The organism is Oculatella sp. LEGE 06141 (genome assembly GCF_015207605.1).
In the GTDB taxonomy this organism is placed as follows: Bacteria; Cyanobacteriota; Cyanobacteriia; order Elainellales; family Elainellaceae; genus Oculatella.
In genome coordinates this window covers 273,029-297,023 of record NZ_JADEWO010000002.1, presented here as the reverse complement: position 1 = coordinate 297,023, position 23,995 = coordinate 273,029, and the positions used below count along the sequence as shown (strand labels likewise).

At 51.7% G+C, this 23,995-nt stretch carries 22 protein-coding genes and 1 riboswitch; of the genes, 8 read left to right on the top strand and 14 right to left on the bottom strand.

Going from position 1 to position 23,995, the window contains the following annotated elements:
• Positions 1–117 precede the first annotated feature (117 nt).
• The 3 genes from IQ268_RS02965 to IQ268_RS02955 form a co-directional block, all read right to left on the bottom strand.
• Entirely contained in the window at positions 118–711 is a 594-nt protein-coding gene (locus IQ268_RS02965) for a hypothetical protein (protein ID WP_193875381.1), read from the bottom strand.
• Positions 712–1,465: 754 nt separating this feature from the next.
• Positions 1,466–1,762, bottom strand: coding sequence for a regulatory protein SipA (gene sipA, locus IQ268_RS02960; protein ID WP_193875379.1), 297 nt, complete (start codon positions 1,760–1,762; stop codon positions 1,466–1,468).
• A gap of 5 nt (positions 1,763–1,767) precedes the next feature.
• Complete coding sequence (locus IQ268_RS02955; protein ID WP_193875377.1) at positions 1,768–2,799, bottom strand: sirohydrochlorin chelatase; 1,032 nt, start codon at positions 2,797–2,799, stop codon at positions 1,768–1,770.
• A gap of 34 nt (positions 2,800–2,833) precedes the next feature.
• A riboswitch (cobalamin riboswitch) is annotated at positions 2,834–3,036 on the bottom strand.
• A gap of 95 nt (positions 3,037–3,131) precedes the next feature.
• Here IQ268_RS02955 and IQ268_RS02950 point away from each other — a divergent pair.
• Positions 3,132–4,010, top strand: a complete 879-nt coding sequence (locus IQ268_RS02950) for an ion transporter (RefSeq protein ID WP_228035018.1) — start codon at positions 3,132–3,134, stop codon at positions 4,008–4,010.
• 14 nt (positions 4,011–4,024) lie between these two features.
• On the opposite strand, the gene IQ268_RS02945 is transcribed toward IQ268_RS02950, so the two are convergent.
• The 3 genes from IQ268_RS02945 to IQ268_RS02935 form a co-directional block, all read right to left on the bottom strand.
• Positions 4,025–5,971 (bottom strand): ABC transporter ATP-binding protein, encoded by a 1,947-nt coding sequence (locus IQ268_RS02945; protein WP_193875375.1) that lies wholly within the window; start codon positions 5,969–5,971, stop codon positions 4,025–4,027.
• 146 nt (positions 5,972–6,117) lie between these two features.
• Positions 6,118–7,107, bottom strand: a complete 990-nt coding sequence (locus IQ268_RS02940; RefSeq protein ID WP_193875416.1) for a pentapeptide repeat-containing protein — start codon at positions 7,105–7,107, stop codon at positions 6,118–6,120.
• A gap of 20 nt (positions 7,108–7,127) precedes the next feature.
• Positions 7,128–8,480 carry a hypothetical protein gene (locus IQ268_RS02935; protein WP_193875373.1) on the bottom strand — a complete coding sequence of 451 codons (1,353 nt, stop codon included), beginning with the start codon at positions 8,478–8,480 and terminating at the stop codon, positions 7,128–7,130.
• A gap of 69 nt (positions 8,481–8,549) precedes the next feature.
• Between IQ268_RS02935 and IQ268_RS02930 the strand changes: the two genes are divergently transcribed.
• The 3 genes from IQ268_RS02930 (at position 8,550) to arsS (ending at position 10,516) form a co-directional block, all read left to right on the top strand.
• Complete coding sequence (locus IQ268_RS02930; RefSeq protein ID WP_193875371.1) at positions 8,550–8,702, top strand: hypothetical protein; 153 nt, start codon at positions 8,550–8,552, stop codon at positions 8,700–8,702.
• A gap of 203 nt (positions 8,703–8,905) precedes the next feature.
• Entirely contained in the window at positions 8,906–9,238 is a 333-nt protein-coding gene (locus IQ268_RS02925) for an arsenosugar biosynthesis-associated peroxidase-like protein (RefSeq protein ID WP_193875369.1), read from the top strand.
• Between the two features lie 141 nt (positions 9,239–9,379).
• A complete protein-coding gene (gene arsS / locus IQ268_RS02920) occupies positions 9,380–10,516 on the top strand; it encodes an arsenosugar biosynthesis radical SAM (seleno)protein ArsS (protein ID WP_193875367.1) in 1,137 nt (378 codons plus the stop codon).
• Between the two features lie 124 nt (positions 10,517–10,640).
• Here the strand turns inward: arsS and IQ268_RS02915 are convergent, their stop codons facing one another.
• The 5 genes from IQ268_RS02915 to IQ268_RS02895 form a co-directional block, all read right to left on the bottom strand.
• Entirely contained in the window at positions 10,641–11,255 is a 615-nt protein-coding gene (locus tag IQ268_RS02915; RefSeq protein WP_193875365.1) for a DUF2808 domain-containing protein, read from the bottom strand.
• Between the two features lie 99 nt (positions 11,256–11,354).
• Positions 11,355–12,248, bottom strand: a complete 894-nt coding sequence (locus tag IQ268_RS02910; RefSeq protein WP_228035016.1) for a sulfotransferase — start codon at positions 12,246–12,248, stop codon at positions 11,355–11,357.
• A gap of 81 nt (positions 12,249–12,329) precedes the next feature.
• On the bottom strand, positions 12,330–13,064 hold the full coding sequence (locus tag IQ268_RS02905) for an SIMPL domain-containing protein (RefSeq protein ID WP_193875363.1): 735 nt from the start codon (positions 13,062–13,064) through the stop codon (positions 12,330–12,332).
• Between the two features lie 134 nt (positions 13,065–13,198).
• Positions 13,199–14,725, bottom strand: a complete 1,527-nt coding sequence (locus tag IQ268_RS02900; RefSeq protein ID WP_193875360.1) for an AAA family ATPase — start codon at positions 14,723–14,725, stop codon at positions 13,199–13,201.
• A gap of 168 nt (positions 14,726–14,893) precedes the next feature.
• On the bottom strand, positions 14,894–15,232 hold the full coding sequence (locus IQ268_RS02895) for a DUF86 domain-containing protein (RefSeq protein WP_193875359.1): 339 nt from the start codon (positions 15,230–15,232) through the stop codon (positions 14,894–14,896).
• 133 nt (positions 15,233–15,365) lie between these two features.
• On the opposite strand from IQ268_RS02895, the gene IQ268_RS02890 reads away from it, so the two are divergent.
• From IQ268_RS02890 to IQ268_RS02880, 3 genes are all read left to right on the top strand, one after another.
• Complete coding sequence (locus IQ268_RS02890) at positions 15,366–16,154, top strand: Nif3-like dinuclear metal center hexameric protein (protein WP_193875357.1); 789 nt, start codon at positions 15,366–15,368, stop codon at positions 16,152–16,154.
• 155 nt (positions 16,155–16,309) lie between these two features.
• Positions 16,310–16,693, top strand: coding sequence for a hypothetical protein (locus IQ268_RS02885; RefSeq protein ID WP_193875355.1), 384 nt, complete (start codon positions 16,310–16,312; stop codon positions 16,691–16,693).
• Positions 16,694–17,015: 322 nt separating this feature from the next.
• The gene (locus tag IQ268_RS02880; RefSeq protein ID WP_193875353.1) at positions 17,016–18,956 is read left to right on the top strand and encodes an ABC-F family ATP-binding cassette domain-containing protein; all 1,941 of its coding nucleotides are present in this window, start codon (positions 17,016–17,018) and stop codon (positions 18,954–18,956) included.
• A gap of 81 nt (positions 18,957–19,037) precedes the next feature.
• Here IQ268_RS02880 and IQ268_RS02875 read toward each other — a convergent pair whose 3' ends face one another.
• The 3 genes from IQ268_RS02875 to IQ268_RS02865 form a co-directional block, all read right to left on the bottom strand.
• Positions 19,038–19,550, bottom strand: a complete 513-nt coding sequence (locus IQ268_RS02875) for a molybdenum cofactor biosynthesis protein B (RefSeq protein ID WP_193875351.1) — start codon at positions 19,548–19,550, stop codon at positions 19,038–19,040.
• Between the two features lie 18 nt (positions 19,551–19,568).
• Positions 19,569–19,904, bottom strand: coding sequence for a photosystem II reaction center protein Psb28 (psb28, locus tag IQ268_RS02870; RefSeq protein ID WP_193875350.1), 336 nt, complete (start codon positions 19,902–19,904; stop codon positions 19,569–19,571).
• Positions 19,905–20,040: 136 nt separating this feature from the next.
• On the bottom strand, positions 20,041–22,863 hold the full coding sequence (locus IQ268_RS02865) for an N-acetylmuramoyl-L-alanine amidase (protein WP_193875348.1): 2,823 nt from the start codon (positions 22,861–22,863) through the stop codon (positions 20,041–20,043).
• A gap of 542 nt (positions 22,864–23,405) precedes the next feature.
• Between IQ268_RS02865 and IQ268_RS02860 the strand changes: the two genes are divergently transcribed.
• Complete coding sequence (locus IQ268_RS02860; protein WP_193875346.1) at positions 23,406–23,762, top strand: hypothetical protein; 357 nt, start codon at positions 23,406–23,408, stop codon at positions 23,760–23,762.
• Positions 23,763–23,995 lie beyond the last annotated feature (233 nt).

Sequence of the window (23,995 nt, the reverse complement as noted above, 5' to 3'; positions counted from 1 at the left end):
TGTATCAAAAAGGTCGAAAAGTTGCTGAAGGTTTCAAAGCCAATATGAAGATTGTCTTCGACGAGCTTCTACCGCAATGGAATTACACAGCCAAACCAGAATTACAGGTTATTTAATTCACGATCCTAAATACTTCTGTATCCGCTGATCCACCTCGCAGGCAACCTGAGGATGCGCTTCCATCCACACTAGGCAGGTCTTGATATAGGCGATCAACATCACCAAAGATTGATAGTGTGCAGGCTCCAGCAGATGACTCAGTGCCTGTCGGCACTCTTGTCCGGCTTCTTGCTCTTGAGCGATAAAAATGGTACAGGCCAGCAGACTCTCTTCTAGTGCTGGGTGGTGTTTCTCTGTCCAAACGGCCAGCCATTCCGGTTGTGTGGCTAACCGTTCAAGATGCTGCTCAACATCTGGCCGGGTGGGAGGTGGGAGTTCCAGCCATGCCAGAATGTCTGATGCCTGCATCCCTAGAGGATATAAAGCGCAACTATGACAGATCATGCAATACGGCACGCTGCAATAACGCGAGAGGTACGCCGACAACTTTTCCTTAAACAGGGCTGGCAGCGGATTGTTGATATAGGCTAAAAGCGTTTGTTGCCAAAGGTTTTCTAGCACCTGAGGAGTGTGTAACGCTGGAGCAAAAAAGGGAGGAAAGAACCCCAGATGCTCTTCAATTTCTGCTTTGATTTGCCCACTTGTTCTCATTAGTGTTGCCTTTCCTAAATCGTCCCAGGGAGATTGGCCAATATTGGTTTAGCGCGATCGCCAATCGTTGCAGCGTGACCTGCGTTCAGTTGTAGCTTGCTGATCTTTAATTTGCCCTGTAACCCTCATGTAAAAGCATTCCTTTTAGCCCCAATGGACTCAGGCATCAACTTACAGACCATTGGTTAGTTCCGAACAAAGGACGAATGATCAAATGAACCACTAAATGAACTAATAACAGAGCAGGAATAGTATGCTCACTCCCGCCTCGGCATATTGGTGGTGGTCTGTCGGCGCATACCGCCGCACGACGGTAGTACCCATAGCCATTCGCAGACAGGTAGAAAACATTCACATACGTATTAATAGTGAAGCAATTCCCAAAAATGTGCCGTTTTATGAGGGACGTTTAAGAGGACATTTTAGAAGTCTCAAATGTGCTGCGTTTTCCCCTAAAGCCTCCAACTTTGGGGGACTTGCGAGCCGATTCTGTTTCAAAATTCCCTAATTCTGGGGGTTTAGCACCTGCGGCAAGCCAGAAAAGGAGGCAGTTCGAGTGGCAGTCAGCACTTTCTAAAACATCCTTAAAGGATGACTGCGTCTAAATACCTCGTTCATAGTTCTATTCAGCAACGCTGGAATTACTGCAATTTGGTCAACGTCAGGTTGTTACGACGGTCGCACAAGCAGAAAGGGGCGATCGCACGATCGCCCCCTCAACAAATTGCAATGATGACACAGCGATCGCGATCGCCTATCCATTCGTTGTTTCTTCCGGAACAGTTGGAATGGTGCCAGAGGCAGACGCGTGCGGCGTATCATTGGCAGCAATCACCGTTTCCAGATATTGACTGTCCATTAAAAAGGTTCCTTTGGTGAAGCGAACGCCCCAATAGCCACCGGGTCGCCGATCCATTACAACACCCTCCTCACCCAGTTGAATGACATTAGGAGGCCGCAACATTGGCATCGGCTCGGCGGTTTTAACATAGGGCGGCATTAGTATGACCCGAACACGATCGCCCACTACAAACTGTTTTTCTTCAGACATAACAACTAAGGAACTTGCCAGATTTTTTGATGATACTGTGCTGGCTCGGCATAGGGGTCAACTGCCGCATGGGAATGCCCGTGACCGTGATCATGCCCGTGGGGGTGATGGTCGTGCGAGTGTCCATGCTCACCTGCCTGTCCTGCTGCCGCCAACCGGAATTTACACATTTCGCAGTTCATTTGCACCTGCCCAAGCTGCGTTTCAATTTCTCGATCGCGCAATACCGAAAAAAGCTGGGGATGCAAACCCATTTCGGGCAGGCAGAGGGTAGAAATCTCTGGATGTTGGTCTTGCTGTTGCGCCGTGATGTCAAAAATCTTCTTGACTAACGCTCCGGTAAACAAGAAATAGGGCAAGACAATAATCCGCTTAGGGTTATAGAGCCGCGCCCGCCGAAATCCTTCTTCCATGCGGGGATGCGTGATGCCAATGAAGCAGATTTCAACCGTTTGGTAGCCGCTGCCTTCCCAAACGATGCGGGCTAACTTGAACACATCTCCGTTGGCATCGGGGTCGCTGGAGCCACGACCCACAAACAACAATACGGTATCGGCGCGATCGATTCCCTGCGGATTCCACTGTGGCTGGTCGAGTTGATCCAGGCGCGATCGCCACAGGTCTAAAATGCCGGGAGTAATGCCAAAATGTCGCCCGTAGTGAAAGGTCACCTGAGGATGCCGCTGCCGCGCCCGATCGAGTTCATTCGTCACATCAAACTTGTTGTGCCGCGCCGCGAATAGCAAAATTGGCAGCACAGATAAATCGGTATAGCCCTGCTCAACGCACCGATCAACCCCTTGCTGAATCGACGGCTCGGTCAATTCTAAAAAGCAGGGTACCACCGGACGGGACGTATCCAGCGCTTGATAGGCCGCCGCAAAGTCCAACAAGCTCTGGCGACCGTCCGCATCGCGGCTGCCGTGCCCTACCAACAACACTGGACGGTGCAACGGTAAAGGGGGCAACGCGATCGCTTGAGAGGTCAATTGATCTGCGATCGTGAGCAAGTTAGTGGACTGTTGTTCAGAAATCATGCGTCTATACTCCGTTCCTGTGCAACGCAGGAAATAGAGTGAATAAGCAACCCATTGGCGTTCTGGCTCTGAGCGAAACAAAGTAAGCCATTGAACTGGGAAGAATAGACTTATTCCCAACCTTCAACACTCTGTGCTTCGGTTCCCTCATTACAGTTGCGGCACAGCACCGGACTTCCACCGGACTTTCCCAATCGGGCTACCGTTCACTTGTGCTTCGTTATCTTAGCCCATTAGCGATCGCCCCAAATGCCGGGGGGTGGGAACAGAACTGCCCTTCTGCCGAAATTTGTTACCCTTTGCCATAGAACCTGGCACGTTTGTTGATCACAATGCGTAGGTTAGACCCATTGCAGAATACGGTAATGACGCTGCGAAAAACGCTGAGTTTCTACTTAGAAGACCTGGAAACGCCCATCGGTAAAGCAATTAACCTTGTAATTACCGGGCTGGTACTGCTGTCTTCCGCCATTTTTGTCACAGAAACCTATTCCATTCCGGCTTCGTTACGCATCACGCTCAACCAGATTGATACCAGCATCCTGGTTCTATTTTCAATTGAATACTTGCTGCGGTTTTGGAGTGCAGAACAAAAAATTAAATACTTTTTTAGCCTTTACTCGCTGATTGACTTGTTAGCCATTTTGCCGTTTCTGTTGGGTGCCACCGATATTCGCTTCATTCGCATCTTTCGCTGGTTTAGAATTTTGCGGCTGATTCGCTATATCGAAGGCAAAACGATTTTTGGGTATGTCAGCAGTGAAGACAGCGCTATCTTTACGCGCATCTTATTCACCCTGTTCACGATCATTTTTGTCTATTCCGGGCTAATTTATCAGGTCGAGCATCCTGCTAATTCGACTAAGTTTGGCACCTTTTTGGATGCGGTCTATTTTTCGGTAGCCACCATGACCACGGTTGGCTTTGGGGATATTACTCCGATTTCAGAAATCGGTCGGTTCCTGACGGTGCTAATGATTTTGACGGGAATTGCGCTGATTCCCTGGCAAATTGGCAACCTGATCCGGCGGGTGGTTAAAACAACCAGCCAGGTGGAACTCCTTTGCCCCAACTGTAGACTGGCACTCCACGATGCCGATGCCCGCTTTTGTAAAGTGTGTGGTACGGCGCTACCTCAACTCAGGGCGTTTTGCGATGTACCGCTCCAATCGTTGATGGCTCAGGCAGATACCGAGCAACGGCAGAATTGACCTCAGTTAACCACTCAGTTAACCACAATGCCACGCTGCGCCTGACGGTGGCGAATTTGTTCCAGGTTTCCGGTTGGAATCGCAGAAATAAGCTGACGGGTGTAAGCTTGCTGCGGTTCGCAGTAAATTTGCTCGGCAGTGCCGATTTCTTCGATCTTGCCGCGATTCATCACCATGATGCGATCGCTCATAAACTTAACCACGCTCAGGTCATGGGAAATGAAAATGTAGGTGAGGTTAAACTCGCTCTGCAATTCTTTGAGCAAGTTCAACACCTGCGCCTGCACCGAAACATCCAGGGCAGACACCGACTCATCGCAGACAATAAACTTGGGGTTCAGCGCCAGCGATCGCGCAATACAAATCCGCTGCCGCTGGCCGCCAGAAAACTCGTGCGGATATCGGTTTTGGCAAGCAGGGTCCATTCCCACTCGCTCTAACAAATAAGTCACCCGCTCCTGGCGATTGCGCTGGCTAGTGCCAAGACCGTGAATACGAATTGGCTCCATTACCGCTTCGCCAATGGAGATGCGCGGATCGAGCGAGCTGAAGGGGTCTTGGAAGATAATTTGCATATCGCGCCGCAACTGCCGCAACTGCTTGTTGTTCAGCTTTGTGGTTTCTCGACCTTCAAAAAGAATCTCGCCACCCATCGACTTTGTTAAATGGAGTAGCGTTCGAGCCAGGGTCGTTTTGCCGCACCCCGACTCGCCCACCAGTCCTAGCGTTTCACCCGGATAGACATCAAACGACACCCCGTTCACCGCCATGACGTACCGCTGCGTTTGCCCAAACGCACCTCGCATTGGAAACCCCACTTGCAGATTTTTCACACTCAGCAGGGGCGATCGCTGGTGCAATTCTGCTAAGCGACTATCTGATTCGGCATCACTCATCTCGGTACTAACCCGTAATGCCTGATTCACAGCCATCTGCTTTTCTTGAATCACCAACTCTCCAGTGGGCGAGGTGGTAACGTCCATAAAGTCCGATACCGTTGGCAGGTACTTCAGACGGCGATCGGGCTGAGGACGGCAGGTTAGCAACCCCTTAGTGTAGGGATGCTGTGGATTCGAGAAAATCTCCCAGGTGGAGCCGTATTCCACAATTTTGCCCTGATACATCACGGCAACCGTATCGGCAATTTCAGCAATGATGCCCAGGTCATGGGTGATGAACATCATTGACATGCCCCGCCGATCGCGCAGTTCGCGTAACAAATCCAGAATGGCAGCCTGAACCGTAACATCCAGTGCGGTTGTGGGTTCATCGGCAATTAGCAGTGCCGGATTGCACGAAATTGCCATTGCAATCATCACCCGTTGAATTTGACCACCCGACAACTGGTGCGGATAGCGCTCTAAAATCGCCTGTTTTTGCTGATTAACCCATTGCTGAACGTCGCGATCGCTCGGTTGAGCCATCTCCCTTTTTGAATTGGACACTGCCCCAACAGGGTGCTTACGCCGTTCGTCTAGATAGCGTTCTGCCAGTTCTTCATCGCTGGGGAGAAGCCGCACCTCTTGCAGCAGGTTAATCGCTTGCCGTCTCGCTTCAGACATCGAGATGTTCTGGTGTTGCCGTAGCGCTTCCGTGAGTTGAAACCCACAGGTATAGACTGGATTCAACGACGAGAGCGGTTCCTGAAAAATCATGGAAACATCACCGCCCCGATAGTGCCGCATTTGATCCTGCGAGAGCGATAGCAAATCGATCGGTTGGCTACCCGATTTCTCGCTGTGAAACCAGATTTCACCCCCTTTAATTAGACCGGGGGGTTTGGGCACCAGACCCATTACCGCTAATGAGGTTACCGATTTGCCCGATCCCGACTCTCCAACAATCCCCAACGTTTGACCGCGTTTTACCTCAAACGAAATGCCGTCAACCGCTTTAATGATGCGACCACTGGTTTCAAACTGCACCTGGAGGTTGCGAGCGTTAAGGATGATATCACTCATGAGGTTCAAATTACTAAATCAAACTGCCGAAAGCGATAATTCTTGCTAATTTAGCCGGATCTTAACAGCCGAGCAAGCCTACTGTTGTTAATTTAGGTATGTTTTGACGCATGCACTACCCAACAAGATTCCGTAATTGAGCCAATTTAGCTATGAATTTTGCCGTCTGGCAAAAGGGCACCGCGCAGTTCAGCCCCAGCTAAATTAGTGCTGCTCAGTTCAGCCCTCATCAGGCTGGCATCGGTCAGGTTGGCATCAGTCAGGTTTGCCCTTGCCAGGTAGGCATCCGTGAGGTTGGCTTCCTGTAAGTTGGCCTGCCGCAAGTTGGCTCGACTCAAATTGGCTCGGCTGAGTTTAGCCCCGCAGAGGTTGGCTTGTATCAGGTTGGCCTGGTTGAGTTTAGCATCGGGCAAAATAGCGCCGCGCAGGGTAGCGCTAGCCAGATCGGCTTCGGTTAAGTTGGCTCGTTCTAGCTTAGCGTTGGTGAGGTTGGTATGGCGCAGAGTGGCGATCGCCAAATTCGCTTCTGTTAAAAAAGCCCCCGTCAAATTAGCATCACTCAAGTCGGCACCGCTGAGGTCCGCCCCCCGCAGCATTGCATCGCTCAAATCGGCACCCCGTAAATCCACCTTTGACAGGTTCGCTCCGGTCAAGTTAGCGCCGCGCAAGTCCGCCTTTCGTAAATTAGCACCGCGCAGATTAGCACTTTGTTGCCGATTCTCTTCTCGAAAGTTGGCACCGCGCAGACAGGCTCCGGTGAGGTTGGCACTGCTGAAATTGGTGTTTCGCAAGTCGGCATCAATCAGGTTGGCATCTAACAAATCTGCCAGGGTGAGATCGGCACTGCGTAAATCGGCTCCTTGCAGAATGGCAGCGTGCAGATCCGCATCCTGGAGGTTGGCACCCACTAAACTAGCCTGACTGAGGTTAATGCCGCTGAGGTTAGCATGAACCAGATTGGCTTTGTTTAAACAGGCACGATTGAGGTAGGCCAGCATTAAGACAGCGCCACTTAAATCGGACTGGCTCAGGTCAATGCCAATCAGGTCGGCTCCGGTCAGGTTAACACCGCTCAGGTTAACGTTTTGGCAGTGGATCTGGTTTGAATATCGCTGGAGTAGGGCGACAACGTTCATTTTCTCCCGCTCGATCGCCATCAGGGTTGTTCTCCAAATAGCGATCGAATCCTGGTAAATAGCGTCTCATTAGTTTGTCCCGGTCGATTCAGCCCTATGGGATCAGAGGATGTCTCAGAGGCGTTTGATGAGGCAGGAGGCTCGGCCTGGGTGGGCAAATCCTGGGTCGCAGGTGCTACCTCCGGCAACCGGAATTGACAGGTATGTTCATCGTGATCCCTGGCACTCAGTTGAACGTGTTTCGGTTGGCCAACCACAATTTCTGTCACTTTCTCTACTTCAATTGGGCGTTCGTTGATCAAATGTGTGCTCTGTCTGGAACTGAAATAATAGGGCTTGAAAGCCCGGGCGATCGCACTAATGGTTTGAGTGTATTCATCCCTTTGCTTCATTGGGGCTGCCGCCAACTTTAGTTGCTCGATTAATTGCTCGTAATGGGGATAAGTTGTAAACAACTCTTGCAATAGATCGTCCAACTCATACAGTTTAAGAGCCGTATTAATGGTTTGATCAGGTTCATTGATATCAGCATGAATTACCGCAACAGCCAATCGCTTGGTTCTCCAGGGATTGGTATATTTCATTAGTTCAAATCGCAGATCAAACAATTCGCTGGCGCTCAGGGGTGGTGGGGCTGTGGCCGGTGAATTTAGCACCGGGAGACGTTCTTCAACCGCTTCAACTGGTTTAACTGGTTTAACTGGTTTAACTGGCCGGATGCTGGTTTCCAACTCCGGTGGCGCAGGAGCAACTTCGGTACTGTCGTAAAGTGAACTGAAGGCTTGAATAATCGTAGCGGCGATCGCCTGATACTCAACCTGACGATTCAACGTTTGCACAATGCCAGAGAGTAGCACACTCAATCGTTCTAGATCCGGTGCTAATTGGTGAAGCGTTTGAACCAAATCTGTAGTGGCGATCGCGTTCAAGCGATAAGGGTCATTTTCCCAGGGATAGCCGCAGGCCGCTACCAACAGTTTTTTAACCCGAAGATACTGTTGATCGCAATCTAAACGACCAGAGATTTCTAAGTAGTGGTGATGAAACGTGAAGTGGGGCGATCGAATTAATTGCGTCTCAGGTTCCAGGTAAAGAGGTTTGATGTATTGCAGGATGCTATTAGCAACCAGAGCATATTCAGCCGCTTTATTGAGAGTTTTGACGATGCGATTTAACTCGGTTTCAAGCTCTTGCCAGGTCGGTGCTAACCGCAGCATTTCCTGCACTAATGGTGCCAAGTCCGCTTGTTGTAGCGTTTGCGGATTGTTTTCCCATTGTTGGTGGCACGCACAGATCAACAACTTTTTGATGCGTAGCAAGTTTTGATCTTGCTCCATCCTTTGCATGATGTCGCTGAAAGAAGAGGCTGGCATTTACTTTTGCTGTGAAACTGGCAGATGTTTAAGAGAGGGTCTGAGATAGTTGTTTGCAACGGATCAAGGGTGCTGCATTTGCTTCCTAAATCCCCCAAGGTTGGAGGTTTAGCGCCTGGGGCAAGCCCAAACGGCGGCAGTTTGAGTGGCATTCGATACTTCAGACATCCGCCGGAAGAGCGATCGCTCTCTCAGCCACCCTGGAAGCGAATGGGGAAATAGTGTCTACGTTGCAGACCTCCTTAAACGGGTGATCTGCTGGCTAAATCTCACGACCTTAAGGTACCCATCTGCCCAACTTCAATCACGTTGTAGGGGCGATCGCGCTACTCTGCGCCAGAGGTCGGTAAGGACGTTAACCTAATAAAAGTGGCGCTTTACCGCCCAACCAAACTCAACCCGCCCCCAACGCTGACAATATCAACATGGATCAATACTATAAACCTGACCATCTCGCTCACTTTGGTCAAGTGGGTGAAGGCAATCCAGAACTGGCAGAAAAGTTTTTTGCTTACTACGGTGCCGTTTTTGCTGAAGGTGCCCTGTCTGCCCGAGAAAAGGCTTTGATTGCGCTGGCGGTATCCCACACAGTGCAGTGCCCTTACTGCATCGAAGCGTATAGCAAGGAATGCCTTCAGCAAGGGTCTGACCTGGAACAGATGACCGAAGCGATCCATGTTGCCACGGCTATTCGCGGCGGTGCCTCTCTGGTGCATGGGATGCAAATGTTAGATCACGTGAAACAGCTAGCGATGTAGTCGATTCGTACTGAATCACGCTCAACGGTACGGGCGCGACGATTCGCAAACTGTGGTTGTCCAATGTGGCCGTTTTGCTATTGCCAGGTGACGACATCTTCTTAACCATCTCGTCTACTGTTTGCCGCAAGAGAATTGTTTATGTTTGAAGTAAAAAATCCGGCTAATTCAAGTGCCAGCGACCATCTAGACGTTAACCGTCCAGACAGGAAGCCAACCGCCACCACCTCGCTGCATCGGCGGCGATCGCCCCTGGCTTCTCCGGCCTATCAGCTTGAGACACTGCACGCATTAGATTTGTCGCATACGCCGCACCAGGGCAATTTCGACGCAACACTGGCTCACCACGGATGGGATTTGCGGCCAGCCGCACTGGAATTCTTTCAAATTAACGTGGGCAAGTTATGCAACATGACCTGTCGCCATTGCCATGTGGATGCAGGGCCTGATCGCACTCAAGAAAACATGGATCGCGCCACGATTGATGCGTGCCTCCATGCCCTTGATCAAACCGATGCCCACACGGTAGATATTACAGGCGGTGCGCCTGAGCTAAACCCCCACTTCCGCTATTTGGTGGAACAGTGTGTGGCACGGGGAAAACAGGTGATCGATCGCTGCAATCTCACGGTACTGTTACTTCCGCGAATGCAAGACCTGCCCGAATGGTTAGCAGAACGAGGGGTTGAGGTAGTTTGCTCCCTGCCGCACTATCGCAAGTTCAACACGGATGCACAGCGGGGGCAGGGCACATTTGAGCAGTCCATTACAGCCATGCAGCGGCTGAATGCCGCAGGATATGGGCAGGGCAATCCAAAGCGGCGGTTAATGCTGGTGTCCAATCCGGCGGGGGCATTTCTAGCCAGCAGCCAGTCCAAAATGGAGCAAGAATGGCGGATGGGCTTACAAAAAAATCATGGAGTGAGCTTCGATCGCCTCATTGCCCTCAACAACATGCCGATTTCTCGCTATCTGGAATGGCTAGAACAGTCTGGCAATGTGCAGCAGTACATGGAGCGGTTAGTGAACGCCTTCAATCCAGCCACCGTCAACGGTGTGATGTGTCGCAACACGCTCTCCATCTCCTGGGATGGGCGCATCTTTGACTGTGACTTTAACCAGATGTTGGATTTAGAAACCCAATCTGCCGATGGCACCCGCCCCCACATCAAAGACTTTGACCTTCAGCAGTTAGCGCAGCGTCGAATCGTTACCGATCGCCACTGTTTTGGCTGCACCGCTGGGGCAGGAAGCTCCTGTGGTGGGGCGATCGCCTAGGGTGCAGCCAATAGCAACAGGTGGGTAGTCGATTTCAAGGGAATGTATACAGAGAATTCAGCTATCAGTTATCGGCTACCTCTGTTACCCGCCTTACAAATGCCCGCCTTACCAATTGCCCGCCTTACCAATTGCTGTGTCTGTACCGTTCGCGTCTGAAGATGGATGGGAACAGGTCGCCGCCCCGCTCATAGAACTGGAAGCGCCCATAGCCTAAAAATTGCCCATAGGCCGAGTCACCCCGAGGATAGGCGGTTACACCAAACAGGTAAACACCGCCTAAACGGGGATTTCGCACCGGTTCAAGCCCAACGGTGACTGTTGTACCTGGTGCAACGGGTTGGGCAAAATTGACGGATACCGTTCGCGTTTCATCATCAAAGGTGACGTTGCTGATGGCGATCGCTTCCCCCCGGCTGCCCCGTGTGCCAACAAAAGCGCGGCTATCTTCCAGGTCAAACCGTACACGTCGCGTGGCAGAGTCACCGTCTCGTTGAGCAAACGCAACACGCTGTAGGGGTTCTCCAGAGTTTTCGGGAACGTTAATCGTAAAGTAGTACATTCCACCAGAGGCCGCAACCACATTTCGGGTAGAGGTTGCCTCAACCAGGCTGGGAGGTTGTTCGAAGTACACTCGACCATCGGACAGTTCAACGGCTTGGGCAGAATAGCGGCTGGCTACTGCCCCAAGCCCTAACGTTGCCGCCAGGGTTATTCCTAGCCACTTGGAGGTATTCATGGTCAATGATCCGGATGGGTTATGGAGTAAACGCCAGTGAATATGCAAAGATTGACGCTTGATATCTCCATACTATCCCTGCGATCTCGGGTTGGTGGCTTACGTTAACCAGGTAGAAAGATCGCGCTGGAGCAGGTCTTGCAAGCTCAAAATATCATCACGATATAGCTCAATCAACTGTTGCCGTTCTTCAGCCGGAAAGGGAGCCTGGTCTTTGCTGGCGCTATTCCAGTTAATCAAGGTTGAGCGAATGTGTTGTCTAAGCGGTAGAGGTAGGACGGTTTTTAAACCCGCCGCAACTAGCGATCGCACCGGATTTTGGTTGCGTAACAGCAGGTTAACCGTCTGAGATTTGGGTACCTTTGCCACCTGCGATCGCTGTGACATATCAGGTAAGAAAGTAGCGTCTACCCCCAGAAAGCGATAGAGATCTTGCATCACCGTTGCGGGACTGTGGCAGAAGTCATCATAGAGAATGACATGGAGGCGATCGCGCCCAAACCGGTCGATGAATTGGGTTAGGGGATGATAGTAAAAGCCCTTTCTGAGGGTGAATGAGCTGTTCGATCGCGTTTTAAGCTGCTCGGTTAAGCTCACCTCTGGACGAATGCCATCTCGCAGATGCATCAAATAATCTGAATAAGCCCGTTCGGCAGGATGGCGCAGAATAGCGACGAGTTTGGCATTGGGCACATACCGCTGAATGCGATCGATGGACGAGGCATGATGAAACAGGTAATTGGGCGACACTTCACCGATCGCCCGTTCGTGGGTTACGTCTGCAAAGAGCTGACTGTATTTTTCAACGGTATCAATTCGGTCTTTTTTGCGGGCACGGGTTGCAGCATCGACCTGTTCCCAATCGCGCTCCAGGAAGTTGGTTTCCTTAATGGGACTCATGTAGATTTCGGGATGCTGCTTGAGATAGTGATAAATCGACGTTGTTCCAGCTTTTTCAACGCCAATGACCAGAAATGTGGGCAGTTTCACCATACATTACACATACGAAAGCAACTATAGAGTTCCCAGCGCGTGGGCGAACGAACGGCTCGCCCACGCAAGGTTGGTTAGACCTTAATAACTGATTTGCAGGGTTACAGAAGCCCGTACCTCTTGCTCTCCGCCCACGACGGGTGTAGATGCTGCATCCTGAAGGGCTTCGGCTCGATAGAGTGGCATGGGAGGTGGGGGCGGAGTCGAGCCGTTGATTTGAATGCCTACAACATCGCGGCGGGTAAGTCCAAGAACATCTAACACGGCATCGGCTTGTGCCTGTGCTTCCTGGGTTGCTTCCCGCAGGGCTTGCCGTTGAGCGCCTGCGATCGCCTCATCCGAGGCAATGAAGCTAACGCCATCAATGCGGGTTGCGCCTGCCTCAACCGCATCATCGAGCAACGATCCGGTGCGCTCGGTGGGGATTTCAAAACTAACGGTGTTGGTGGCAATGTAGCCCACCAAGCGCTGCCGCCCATCGTCGTAGCTATAGTTAGGGCTGAGCGTAATTCCGGTCGTTTGTAACCGCTGCACATTGCGCGATCGCAACAGGTCCACTACGGCAGACGATCGCTGCGCGGCTTCTTGCTGAACAGCTTCAGCCGTTCTGCCCTGCACTTCAACGCCTAATCTAACCTGGCTTAGGGTGGTGGGCACCATTTCTGTGCCGTCTCCGGTGACGGTCAGCGTTCTCGTCATTTGTTCTTGAGCAAGGACAGGTCTAATCATGGCAAGACTCAGTAAGCCAACCGCAAACGGCACAAGGTAGCGCAGGTTTTTTCGAGTAGAAACAGGGACAGATAGAGCTGATTTCATATTGATTCTCCTCACTTCAATAATGGCGATTTTTGCTAAATAAATTAGCGATTGCTCTTAATCTGCCATCTGAAGGAGTAAGTAGATACTTTGGTTACATTTTTAGTTACATGTGGCTAAATCTGGAGCCTCATTTAAGATTGAAACCGCTTTGCTTTTGCCGTCTTGCGATCGCCCGATCGTTTTGCCGTGGTCGAAGATGCTACCGATCGCCTCTTTAGCCGTTGACCTTTCTGCGCTAACGCCTCCACGATGTGACTCATTTGTAGCGTGTCCTCCTTGGCTGCGATCGCCAGCACTGCGGCTTCCCGCGCGATCGCGGTGATGGCTCCCCCACTTAAATTCCCGTGCTGCGCTAATGCCGCCCAATCGATATCGGCAGCCAGGGGCACCTGTTGCGGAAAGGCTTGTTGCCAGAGGCGAAGGCGATCGGCGGCATCGGGCAAGGGAAACAGCAACAGGGGGTCGAGTTGCTGCTGCCACACCAGTTTGATCGACTGCCGCATGTGGCTACTAAATAACGTCAACCCGGCAATCCGTCGCCGCTCTTGTAAAAACTGATTTATTTCCGCCGCGCCCAGAACGGCAGAGCGGCCAAGCCAGAGGTGCGCCGACTTCACCAACAACACGGTTGGCGCTTCAGCATCAATTTCATCCAGCAGTTGAGCGTAATCTGCGGGAATAACCTGCGCCAGATCCACCACCGCTAACGGAACCTGAAGCGCCGCCGCGATCGCCGCTGCCGCCGTTTTTTTTCCGGTGCCCGACGGCCCAACCAGTAGAGCCGTTGTTCCCGATTGCAAAGGGTGAAGCGCAGAACCAAAGCCCCAAATTTGATCCACCTGGTGCCGATGGTGCGATCGCTGACTCAACTGCTGCAAGCGGGTGGTTAGCGCAGTGGGCAAAACCAGATCAGCCCACGTTACCGTGGAGGTGTGAAACGCCAAAAACTGAGGGGCGATCGGCGCACAGGATGCTGGTTGCAGCAGCGACTCTAAACCCAGTTCTGTGGGTTGCTCGTCCAGCAAAAAATCAATTAGCGCATCGGCTAGCTTCAGCGGATAGTTGAGAAACGTATCGGTGGGGCAGGGCAAAGGAGTGAGCAGCCGATGCCGAATCAACGGTGAAGACAGGGAGGTTAGTGCCGTTCGAGCCGTTCGCCATTCGCTGTCGTTGCGGCACAGCAACCGCAAAACCAGGTCAACCGTCGGCAAATCGGTTTTAAGCGGCGCATCTTCCCCTTGCAAAAAGCGATATACACGGGCATAACGGCGGTTAATTTCCGGTGCCAAACTCATCAAAATCAAGTTTTTCTCGAATACCGTCAAACAGAGGCGATCGCGTAGCGACGGCAACCCCAAACAAACCCCTTGCGTCTGGCTGACCCGAATTTTGGCATCCAGCAGTTGTTGATAGGTATGTTTCGCCTCGCCTGTGGGCTGACGGTGTTCGTCGTAGGCAATTTTCCCATCCAGTGAAATGACTCCCTTCCACCAGGGGCTGGTGGCGCGATCGGCACGCGAATGAGTCAGGCGATCGGTATCCTTGGTTTCCTTGCGTTGCCGCGCTACGGCCAGCATCAGCATCCGGTCGAGCCAGTTTAGCTCAGTTTTGAGATAGCTCCAGTTATCTGCAAAGCCCTCAGCCAGATCGGTTGGCATTGCGGTCAGCCATGAATGGACTATTCTATTGTTGCCGCAGACCTTGCCTCACCGTCCACACATTCATGAGTTGTGATAGTTAAACGGTTTGCCTGGATCAGATTTACGGCTAAGACGATAGAGGTTGGCGATCGCCCATTGCCACTAATGCCTGAGATGCCCGAGGCACTACTGAACTTGCAGCAACCCCTGTACCTGTGCCGCAATGACCGGAAAATCGTTTTGAATCGTTCGCCAAACGAACTCTAAATTCGTTGTATGGTCGTAGGCAACAACCCTTCTCAAATCCTGCATGAGTTGCCAGGGCACCTGAGTGTGGCGAGAACGGAATTCAGCCGGAACACTTTGAGCAGCAGCACTAATCACTAGAAAATCATACAGTGTTGCTTTTGCAACTGTTTCGTTAGATTGAAACGTCTCAAAGGGGATACCTGATGTACGCATTTGAACCGCTGCAATAGCACTCAAAATAGGGTTGATTCGCTGTTGCCAATCGTTAGAAGTCATAAACTACGTCCTTCAAAATGGCGTCGCCCGTGAACGTTCTTTTAGGGCTTCGTCAGTGCTTCGGTCTACATTACATTACATGACCCGCATTGCATATTAAGCAATCTTTAGGATGAAACCAAGGGGTTAGATCATGGCAAATAACAGCAGCGAGTCTGGTTTAGAACAACTCCAGCAGCGTTCCTCTATCCAGCCTTCCGTGATTAATCTGGATGATCTAACCCATTTCCTGAATGCCTTTTTTGTTCAGCATCAATTTGCCAAAGACGAGCCTGGCGGCATCTACCGCCCTTCGTCTCGTCCGATTCAGCGCCTGGGATTGGTGCTGGAACCCTGGGCTAACCTGAGCGAATGGGCGATCGCTGAACGGCTCGACGCTCTGTTTTTACATCGTCCCTGGATGCTGCAACTGGATCAGCTCCCTGCCGATTTGGGTATCATTGCCTACCATTTGGGCTTCGACGAGAGATTAACGCTGGGGTTCAATCCCAGGCTGGCAGTGGCGCTCAACCTGACAAACCTGGAGCCAATGGGCGAAAAAGCAGGACGAACGATCGGCATGGTTGGCACGGTTTTACCGCAGCAGGGCGATCGCAGCATGTCTTTGAGAAACCGCTACTACACGCAACTGGCGGATATTTTTGGCGGCCTAGAATCGATTCAAAATCCGTCGGAGCAACCTCCTTCCCGCGTTGCTGTGGTGGGTGCTATGACCGACGCTTTGGTACGGGAAGCGGCTCAACGAGGCGCAGAGCTGTACATCACCGGGCAGTTTAGAACACCAGCCGAGCCAGCGGTGCAGGAGACTGGCATGAGCGTTGCGGTAGTTGGACATCAGCGAAGCGAAGAATGGGGTTTGCGTGCGCTGGCTGGCGTTTTGCGCGATCGCTGGTCACACTTAACAGTGGTGCTGCCCCTCTAAAGTAGTAAATTTGTACCATCAGAAAGCTTCCAAAGATAGACGCTATTCGTGATTAACCGCTTTATAAGAGAAAGAACACAGCTTTTGCGGCATGCATCGCAAAATCAGCGCAAAGGCTGTGTAGGAAAACAAACTTATCACAAGCGCTAATTCTCATGGCAGTCGAAGATTTAAGAAAAAGCGATATGATGGCGCATCTGTTAGATGCGCTGGATGATGGGCAGGACATCGGGCATTACGGCAGACTAGTATTTGCCATGATCGCCCGTCATTTTATGGATGAGGATGAGCTGATCGGCTATCTGCAAAAAGACTCTGACTGTGACGAGGCCGAAGCCAAATCATTAGTGCGGCAGGTAGAGGGCAAAGAGTACAACCCACCCAAGCGCGATCGCATTCTAGAATGGCAACACCAGCAAGACTTCGCCATTTGCCCTACCCCTGACGATCCAGATACATGTAACGTCTACAAAGACTTACAGTTCCCGGATGAAGTCTACGAACACATTTCCAGCTATTACGAACAAAAAGCGGGTTAGGCACCTGTGCCAACCTAGCGTTGCCATCCGGCCATCGCGGAATCACGGCACGAATTCGCTCCGCCCCCCCAATGCTAAGGAACGTCCGCACCTTCAAAGTTCCTCAGCATTGAGGGCTTAGCACTTGCGGCAAGCCAGGAAAGGGACGGTTCAACGCAATCCGCACCTTCTAAACATCCTCAACCTCCGTTTATAACCTTCTCCCATTTACAATCCTGAAAATTAGGGTTGAAATAGTAAGCGACGAGTTACCGTTTCAACAGGTTTAGCCCAACCAGCGCTAGACTAAATTACTGATAAACCTGCAATTGGGCACGTACCTTTGAGTATCTTCACGCTGCAATCGGTACAAAAAGACTTTGGTGTCAAGGAAATCCTCAAGGATGCGAACTTTAGCCTGGATGAAGGCGACAAAGTTGGGCTAATTGGCACCAACGGTTCCGGCAAGTCTACTTTGCTAAAGATGATCGCTGGTCTGGAGCCGCTCGATGGTGGACAGGTGTTGGTCAATCCCAACATCACCTTCGTTTACCTGCCGCAGCAGCCAGAACTGGACGAAAGCCGCACAGTTTTAGAGCAAGTCTTTGCTGACAGTGGCGATCAGTTGGCGCTGGTGCAACAGTACGAAGATGTTTCGCATAAACTGGCGCACGGCAAAGGAAACGCTGACCAGTTGATGTCTCGTTTGTCTCAGTTGACACAGCAAATGGAGGCAACGGGCGCATGGGAACTGGAAACCAACGCCAAGATTATTCTCTCGAAGCTGGGAATTGAAGACTTTGATGCCCGCATTGGCAACCTTTCGGGAGGCTATCGCAAGCGCATTGCTTTAGCGACGGCGTTGCTATCAGAACCCGATGTGCTGTTGATGGATGAGCCAACCAACCATCTGGATGCCGTGTCGGTGGAGTGGCTGCAAGAGTATCTTAGCCGCTATCGCGGTACGCTGCTGCTGATTACGCACGATCGCTACTTTCTCGATCGCGTTACCAATCGCATTATTGAGATCGATCGCGGCGACCTGTACACCTACGCTGGCAACTATTCCTACTACCTCGAAAAGAAGGCACTGGCCGAAGAATCTGCCCTTAGCAGCCAGCGCAAACATGCTGGTGTGTTGCGGCGTGAATTGGAATGGCTAAGGCGAGGGCCAAAAGCCCGCAGCACCAAGCAAAAGGCACGCATTCAGCGCGTTCACGAAATGCAGGGGCAGGAGTTTAAGCAAGCCCAAGGAAAAGTAGAGATTTCTACACCAGGACGGCGCATTGGCAAAAAGGTGATTGAACTCACTAACGTCACCAAAGCCTACGATGGGCGCACGCTAATCAACAACTTTACCTATAACTTCAATCCGGATGACCGGGTTGGCATTATTGGCGGCAATGGTGCTGGTAAGTCTACGTTGATGGATATGATTACCGGGCGGGTTCAGCCTGACTCTGGCACCGTTGAAATTGGTACGACGATTCATATTGGTTATTTCGACCAGCATTCCGAAGAGTTACTGGATGCTCTTGATGAAAACCAGCGGGTGATCGACTACATCAAGGAAGTGGGCGAATTTGTCAAAACCGCAGACGGGGTTTTGATCAGCGCGTCGCAAATGCTGGAACGGTTTCTGTTTTTAGGCGGGCAGCAATACATCCCAATTCACAAGCTGTCTGGTGGCGAACGGCGCAGGCTGTTTTTGCTGCGCGTGTTGATGAGTGCGCCTAACGTCCTGATTCTGGATGAGCCAACCAACGATTTGGATGTGCAAACCCTCTCCGTATTAGAAGAATATTTGGAAGAGTTTAACGGCACCGTCATTGTGGTATCGCACGATCGCTACTTCCTCGATCGCACAGTAGAAGCCATTTTTGCCCTGGAAGATGGCGGCACCATTCGCCAATATCCTGGTAATTACTCGGTGTACCTGGACTTTAGAGAAGAGGCCGCTTCCTCTAGCCAAGCCGCAGAAACCGCAAAACCGCAGCCGCCCAACGGAACGGCTTCATCTGCTGTGATAGATGCGCCACCCAAACCGCGATCGTTATCTAAACCGCGCAAGCTTTCGTTTAAGGAGAAGCGTGAGCTAGAACAGCTAGAAACTCAAATTCCGCAAATGGAAGCCGAAAAAGAAGCTTTAGAAAAGACGTTGTATAGCAATCCGCCGTCTGGGTTTACCGAAGTGCAAAAGTTGTCTGAACGGTTGGCCGAGTTAAACGAAGCGATCGAACTGGGTACCGAACGCTGGCTAGAGTTGGCCGAACTACAGCCTTAAGTTGCAGTAATGCGGCACGGCTTTGAGCGTGACATAAACGGCTAGACGCTACTGTTTGTGCCACAACGCGATCGCCATTGTTCAATCAGATGGGGGCTTAAGCTGCCCGACCAGATGCGTTAACTCTGGCAGAATTAGCTTTTCTAGGGCTAAACGTACCGCATTACTTGACCCCGGCAAAGAAAACACCAGCTTAGAGCGATACACACCCGCAACAGCGCGTGATGCCAGGGCGCGTGAGCCAATTTCTTGATAGCTGAGCCAGCGAAACAGTTCACCAAATCCGGGCAATACCTTTTCTAACAATTGCTCGATCGCATCGTATGTGGTGTCTCTTGGGGCAATGCCAGTGCCCCCGTTTAAAATCACCGCATCCAAATCCGATCGCTGGCACAGAGTCGTTAACTGATGTTGGATCTGAGTTGGCTCATCTTTGATGAGGGCATAGGCACCAATGTGATGCCCACACTCCTGGAGGAGTTGCTGAATCAACTGGCCGCTGCGATCGGTCTCTGGAGAACGGGTATCACTGACCGTAATCACGGCACAGCAGAGAGCAGCAGGGCGTGGATCGGGATGCGGTTGGTGGGTCATACAGTGCTGCCAGGACAACTATGCCTTGTTAAAACCCAACCCGTTTTCTTCGGAGTAGCGTTCCATAAATCGCATGAAGCGATCCCACTGATCAACGCTCTTGATCACATACAAAGCTTCTAATGCGTCGGGTTGACCATTCACAAACTTAGCTTTGACTTCCCGTGTTTCTAATTCGCCTTCCTCATCGATCAGATACATTCCGGTAATTTCATCGGTGCGATCGTTATCCAGTGCGCGTGGATTTTGAAAATAAAACGTCGCTGTGCCGTTTGTCCCATCTTTGGAGCGAGTCAATCGCACATCAGGAATAACATCTTCAGTAACGCCTCTCGTAAATTGAATTTCAGCCATAGGATTCTGTCCCGCTATTGCGTCTTGAAAGCTTAAGTCGAGCTTAAGATCGTATTTTCTCATCTTTCCGACCTGCGGCGCGGACAGTCTCACCGCAGGGCAGAAAAATCACTGTGTCGATCGCCCTGGCTCACCCTCAAGTCGTCTGCTGCACATAAGCCACAATGCCACTAGCAATGCCGCTAGCGATGTTGCTGCGGTAGTCGGGTTTGGCTAAATTGGCGGCATCTTGTTGCCCGGTCACAAATCCAATTTCAACTAACGCCGCTGGCATTGAGGTATACCTCAGCACATAAAAGTTGGCCTGCCTTATACCCCGATCGACCACATCTACCGCCTGAAGAACATTGCTATGAATGGCACGCGCTAGATTGGCGCTACGGGTCGAGTTGGGATAGTGATAGGTTTCTAACCCGTTGATCTGAGGGCGATCGAGTCCTGCTGAGTTGGCATGAATACTCACAAACAGGGTTGCTCTGGCGGTTTCTGCCGTTTGTACCCGCTCGGCCAGCGTTAACTTGCGATCGTCTTCTCGCGTCATAACCACTCGCAACCCTTGCTGCTGTAAAGCAAGAGACACTTCCTGCGCGATCGGGAAAATAATGTCTTTTTCCAAAACGCCGCCAATTCCAGGGGCACCTGTGTCCGTTCCGCCATGCCCCGGATCAATCACAATTACCGCAGTCGAGCGGCTTGCCGGGGTTGGGCTGGCTGGAGGCTGGCCTGACGTGGGTGGAGCAGGGGCAGGAGCAGGGGCAGGGGCAGGAACAGATTGAGCAGACGTTGGGTTGGGGTCAACCACATAGGCTGAGGGGATAGCAGGCGATCGCGCTGCATATACTAATGCCTGATACACCATTGCAGCCACCTCCGAGCGGGTTGCGCCTCGGTTAGGAGCCAACTGCCGCACCTGAGGATAGTTGACCACCATCCTTTGCGCCGTCGCGTTGGCCACCGCACTACGAACACTTTCAGGAATGGCGTTTGCGTCCTGATAGGTACTGAGAACCGAGGGATCAGCCGCAGGCAACGGCGGCAGCGCATTCACTAGCGACATGATGATCTGAAGTCGGGAAACGCTTTCGTCGGGACGAAACGCCCCATCATTGAACCCGGACAGCAACCCACCCCGATACACCCGTTGAATCGCAGGAGCCGCCCAAAATTGGTCGGGCACATCGTTAAAGGTGGTGGCCGGACGTTTGGGAGCGGGGTTAAACGTGCTGGCCAGTACGGCAGCAAACTGGGCCCGGCTCATGCCAATATCGGGCTTGAACGACCCATCGGCAAAGCCGCTCATTAGCCCCTGGCTGGTCAAGCCGCGAATGAAGGCTTCTGCCCAATGTCCCTGGACATCTGTAAAGGAGGGAATGGTGGTGTCAGGCATGACGACATAGGAGGAGGCGATCGCCCGCACCCGTCCGGTTGCCACCAACGCCTGATAAACGATCGCCGCCACTCCAGCCCGTGTGATGTCTAGCAATGGCTCTAGCTGGTCAGGTTTGGGATAGTTAACGATGATGCGCTTTTGCGTAGCGATCGCCACTGCGCCAGTTGCATAGGTCGGCACCTCAGCCCGGTCGCGATAGTTGGTCAAGACGCTGGGATCACCATCTGTCCAGTTCAACCCATTGACCAGCGCTACAATGGCCTGGATGCGAGTCAAGTTTTGGTTGGGTCGAAAGGTGCGATCGGGAAATCCGGCAATGAAGCCCATTTGTCCCGCTTTGGCGATCGCCGCTCTCGCCCAAAAGGTAGTCGGCACATCCAGGAAATTGAGGTTAGTGTATCGCAGCGGCAAATCAAAGGCGTTCGCTAAAACAACCGCATATTGGGCACGGGTAATCTTCAGTTCTGGCTGAAATGTACCGTCGGGAAATCCGGCAATAATCTTGCGTTCCACCAACCCTGCAATAAACGCTTCTGCCCAATGCCCCCGAATATCACTGAGCCTCACCTCACCCGAAACAGGCACAGGTGCCGGAGTGGGAACAGGGGTTGGCACCGGAGCGGGCGTGGGAATGGGGATTGGTGCGGGTGCTGGAGTATTGGCCGGAACAGGAAGCGGAGCAACAACCTGGCTCGCCACCAGTTCCACCCTGCCTTGAATCCGGACTGGATTCACCTGGTTACCCACCGAAATCAACGAGGCAGATGTGGCATTTCGCAGATCAAGCTCAGCGTTGTTACGAAACACATTGCCCCCTGGATCTTGAGGGCTACCTATATCAGGCAAGGCTGTGCCTTCAATGACTAATCCACTACTGGTATTGCTCTCTAGCACGTTATTTCGTAACACCGGACGCGCTGCTCCAGAAATAACAATCCCAGATCGGCTCTCAAATACTCGATTGTCAACAACCAGCGGTGCTGCATTATTACCGATCGCAATGCCATATCCTGTTCCCTGGCAGGTGTTGCGCCGGATCTCGCCCTTAGCATTACGAACAATAGACATGCCGCTGGCCGCATTGCGTTGAAACACGTTGTCGGAAATCTCAGGATTAGCAGTGCCCGTGGCAAAGACTCCTTCTCGCCCACAGTTTGCCAGGGTGTTGTTGCTAACAGTAGGAGCCGTTGATTCAATCCAGACCCCCGTTCCCTTTGGGGCACGATTGGTCACCGTCACACCTCGCAGGACGGCTCCATCCTCCAACCGCAGCGTTATGTTTTGGCTCGCAAACGTAGGACTCACATATTCGCCGCTACCTTCAATAACAATTCCACTTCCTTTGGTTGCTTCGTTCCCCAAAATGGTTACGCCTGCTGGTACAACGATGGGAAACCGTTCTCCTGTGCCAATACCGTACGTTCCGGCACCAAGCTGAATCGTTGTACCCGTTGTGGCTTGCTGTAGTGCCCTTGTAATGGTTTTGTATGGATTAGTTTGGTTACCAGCAGCATTGTCATTGCCGGTGCTCGAATTGACGTACAACCCGGCAGATGAAGACTGAACCATTCTTTCCTCCCTACAACACCAAACTAATGAAGTATTAACGGCTAGATGCAAGTCCCAACGGTGGTGCTATTTCGCACCTGGGATTTTACTGGCGTCTCGTTCGACCCATCTCAGTTCAAGTCTTGAGTCTAACCGTAGCCATCCTAGATAGACACTACTCCGGGCAAGACACTCTTTGGCATGATTACAGACTTCAGATTGTCATCAAAGCAACCGACCAGATCTCTTAATCCATCCTCAGAAGATGCGTTAAAGATCTATTTGTGGCCAGCCCCCCGTAGGGGCACAACATACCCTGCAGGCAGCAAGCTATGGGCAATCCCTCTGGGTCTAATTATCAAGGGCTATTTGCCAAATGCTGCGCCCTTACAGGAGACATTTCATTCGTTTCAAGCAGCTCCTAAGGGCACGTTTGTTTAGAGAAGTCTCCAATTTCTCAGTTTGGTTCACTTAGAACGCAACCGCTGCTCTATCTATCGCTATGATTGAGCCAGAGAAGCAGGCTTGCTTACTTCGCTTCAGCATTTGGCACCTCAGCAGCAATGGTCACAATTGTTATTGGTTTAAATTGTTTAATTGCCGTCATCTGTTTGTTTGTGGCATGGCAGATGCTCAACGTGCGGCGCAAGTTAGCGGCGATCGCCAACAAACTAATTGCCGCCGAACGCAGCACCCATGCCGTTCTGTCAAAGTCGCCAAACGCCATCATCAAAGGGCAGAAGGGCGTTTATCGATTGCAGCAACAATATCAACAGCTAGAGCCTCAATTGCAGCGACTCAAGCAGATCATGGCGCTATTTCGGTTCGGTCAAACGATTTGGCGGTGGCGATCGCCCGTTCCGTTTTCCCGCCCATCTCGTCCACGCCGCAACCTTGAACGCGGCTGGACAAAGCGCTAACGCGATTAGCGAGTTACGAGTCACGCTTCGTTTGCTCAGAGTAGCGTGTGATTATGTATAGTGCTTCTAGAATGGAGTAGAGGTTCAAACCACTTTCCCAAACAGCTTGTAACGATTCAACAACCAGCCGCAGCGGATGTAGCTGATCTCTGCATAGGCTGTAATGTATCTCTACATCTGTTTCCAGTCCTCACCGGACACTCAGAACGATTACAGGAACGATTACAATAGAT

Bases quoted from the DNA above. Each gene is read 5' to 3' on its own strand.
- IQ268_RS02965 (WP_193875381.1), bottom strand. From the start codon at position 711: ATGAGAACAAGTGGGCAAATCAAAGCAGAAATTGAAGAGCATCTGGGG.
- sipA (WP_193875379.1), bottom strand. From the start codon at position 1,762: ATGTCTGAAGAAAAACAGTTTGTAGTGGGCGATCGTGTTCGGGTCATA.
- IQ268_RS02955 (WP_193875377.1), bottom strand. From the start codon at position 2,799: ATGATTTCTGAACAACAGTCCACTAACTTGCTCACGATCGCAGATCAA.
- IQ268_RS02950 (WP_228035018.1), top strand. From the start codon at position 3,132: ATGCGTAGGTTAGACCCATTGCAGAATACGGTAATGACGCTGCGAAAA.
- IQ268_RS02945 (WP_193875375.1), bottom strand. From the start codon at position 5,971: ATGAGTGATATCATCCTTAACGCTCGCAACCTCCAGGTGCAGTTTGAA.
- IQ268_RS02940 (WP_193875416.1), bottom strand. From the start codon at position 7,107: ATGAACGTTGTCGCCCTACTCCAGCGATATTCAAACCAGATCCACTGC.
- IQ268_RS02935 (WP_193875373.1), bottom strand. From the start codon at position 8,480: ATGCCAGCCTCTTCTTTCAGCGACATCATGCAAAGGATGGAGCAAGAT.
- IQ268_RS02925 (WP_193875369.1), top strand. From the start codon at position 8,906: ATGGATCAATACTATAAACCTGACCATCTCGCTCACTTTGGTCAAGTG.
- arsS (WP_193875367.1), top strand. From the start codon at position 9,380: ATGTTTGAAGTAAAAAATCCGGCTAATTCAAGTGCCAGCGACCATCTA.
- IQ268_RS02915 (WP_193875365.1), bottom strand. From the start codon at position 11,255: ATGAATACCTCCAAGTGGCTAGGAATAACCCTGGCGGCAACGTTAGGG.
- IQ268_RS02910 (WP_228035016.1), bottom strand. From the start codon at position 12,248: ATGGTGAAACTGCCCACATTTCTGGTCATTGGCGTTGAAAAAGCTGGA.
- IQ268_RS02905 (WP_193875363.1), bottom strand. From the start codon at position 13,064: ATGAAATCAGCTCTATCTGTCCCTGTTTCTACTCGAAAAAACCTGCGC.
- IQ268_RS02900 (WP_193875360.1), bottom strand. From the start codon at position 14,725: ATGCCAACCGATCTGGCTGAGGGCTTTGCAGATAACTGGAGCTATCTC.
- IQ268_RS02895 (WP_193875359.1), bottom strand. From the start codon at position 15,232: ATGACTTCTAACGATTGGCAACAGCGAATCAACCCTATTTTGAGTGCT.
- IQ268_RS02890 (WP_193875357.1), top strand. From the start codon at position 15,366: ATGGCAAATAACAGCAGCGAGTCTGGTTTAGAACAACTCCAGCAGCGT.
- IQ268_RS02885 (WP_193875355.1), top strand. From the start codon at position 16,310: ATGGCAGTCGAAGATTTAAGAAAAAGCGATATGATGGCGCATCTGTTA.
- IQ268_RS02875 (WP_193875351.1), bottom strand. From the start codon at position 19,550: ATGACCCACCAACCGCATCCCGATCCACGCCCTGCTGCTCTCTGCTGT.
- psb28 (WP_193875350.1), bottom strand. From the start codon at position 19,904: ATGGCTGAAATTCAATTTACGAGAGGCGTTACTGAAGATGTTATTCCT.
- IQ268_RS02865 (WP_193875348.1), bottom strand. From the start codon at position 22,863: ATGGTTCAGTCTTCATCTGCCGGGTTGTACGTCAATTCGAGCACCGGC.
- IQ268_RS02860 (WP_193875346.1), top strand. From the start codon at position 23,406: ATGGTCACAATTGTTATTGGTTTAAATTGTTTAATTGCCGTCATCTGT.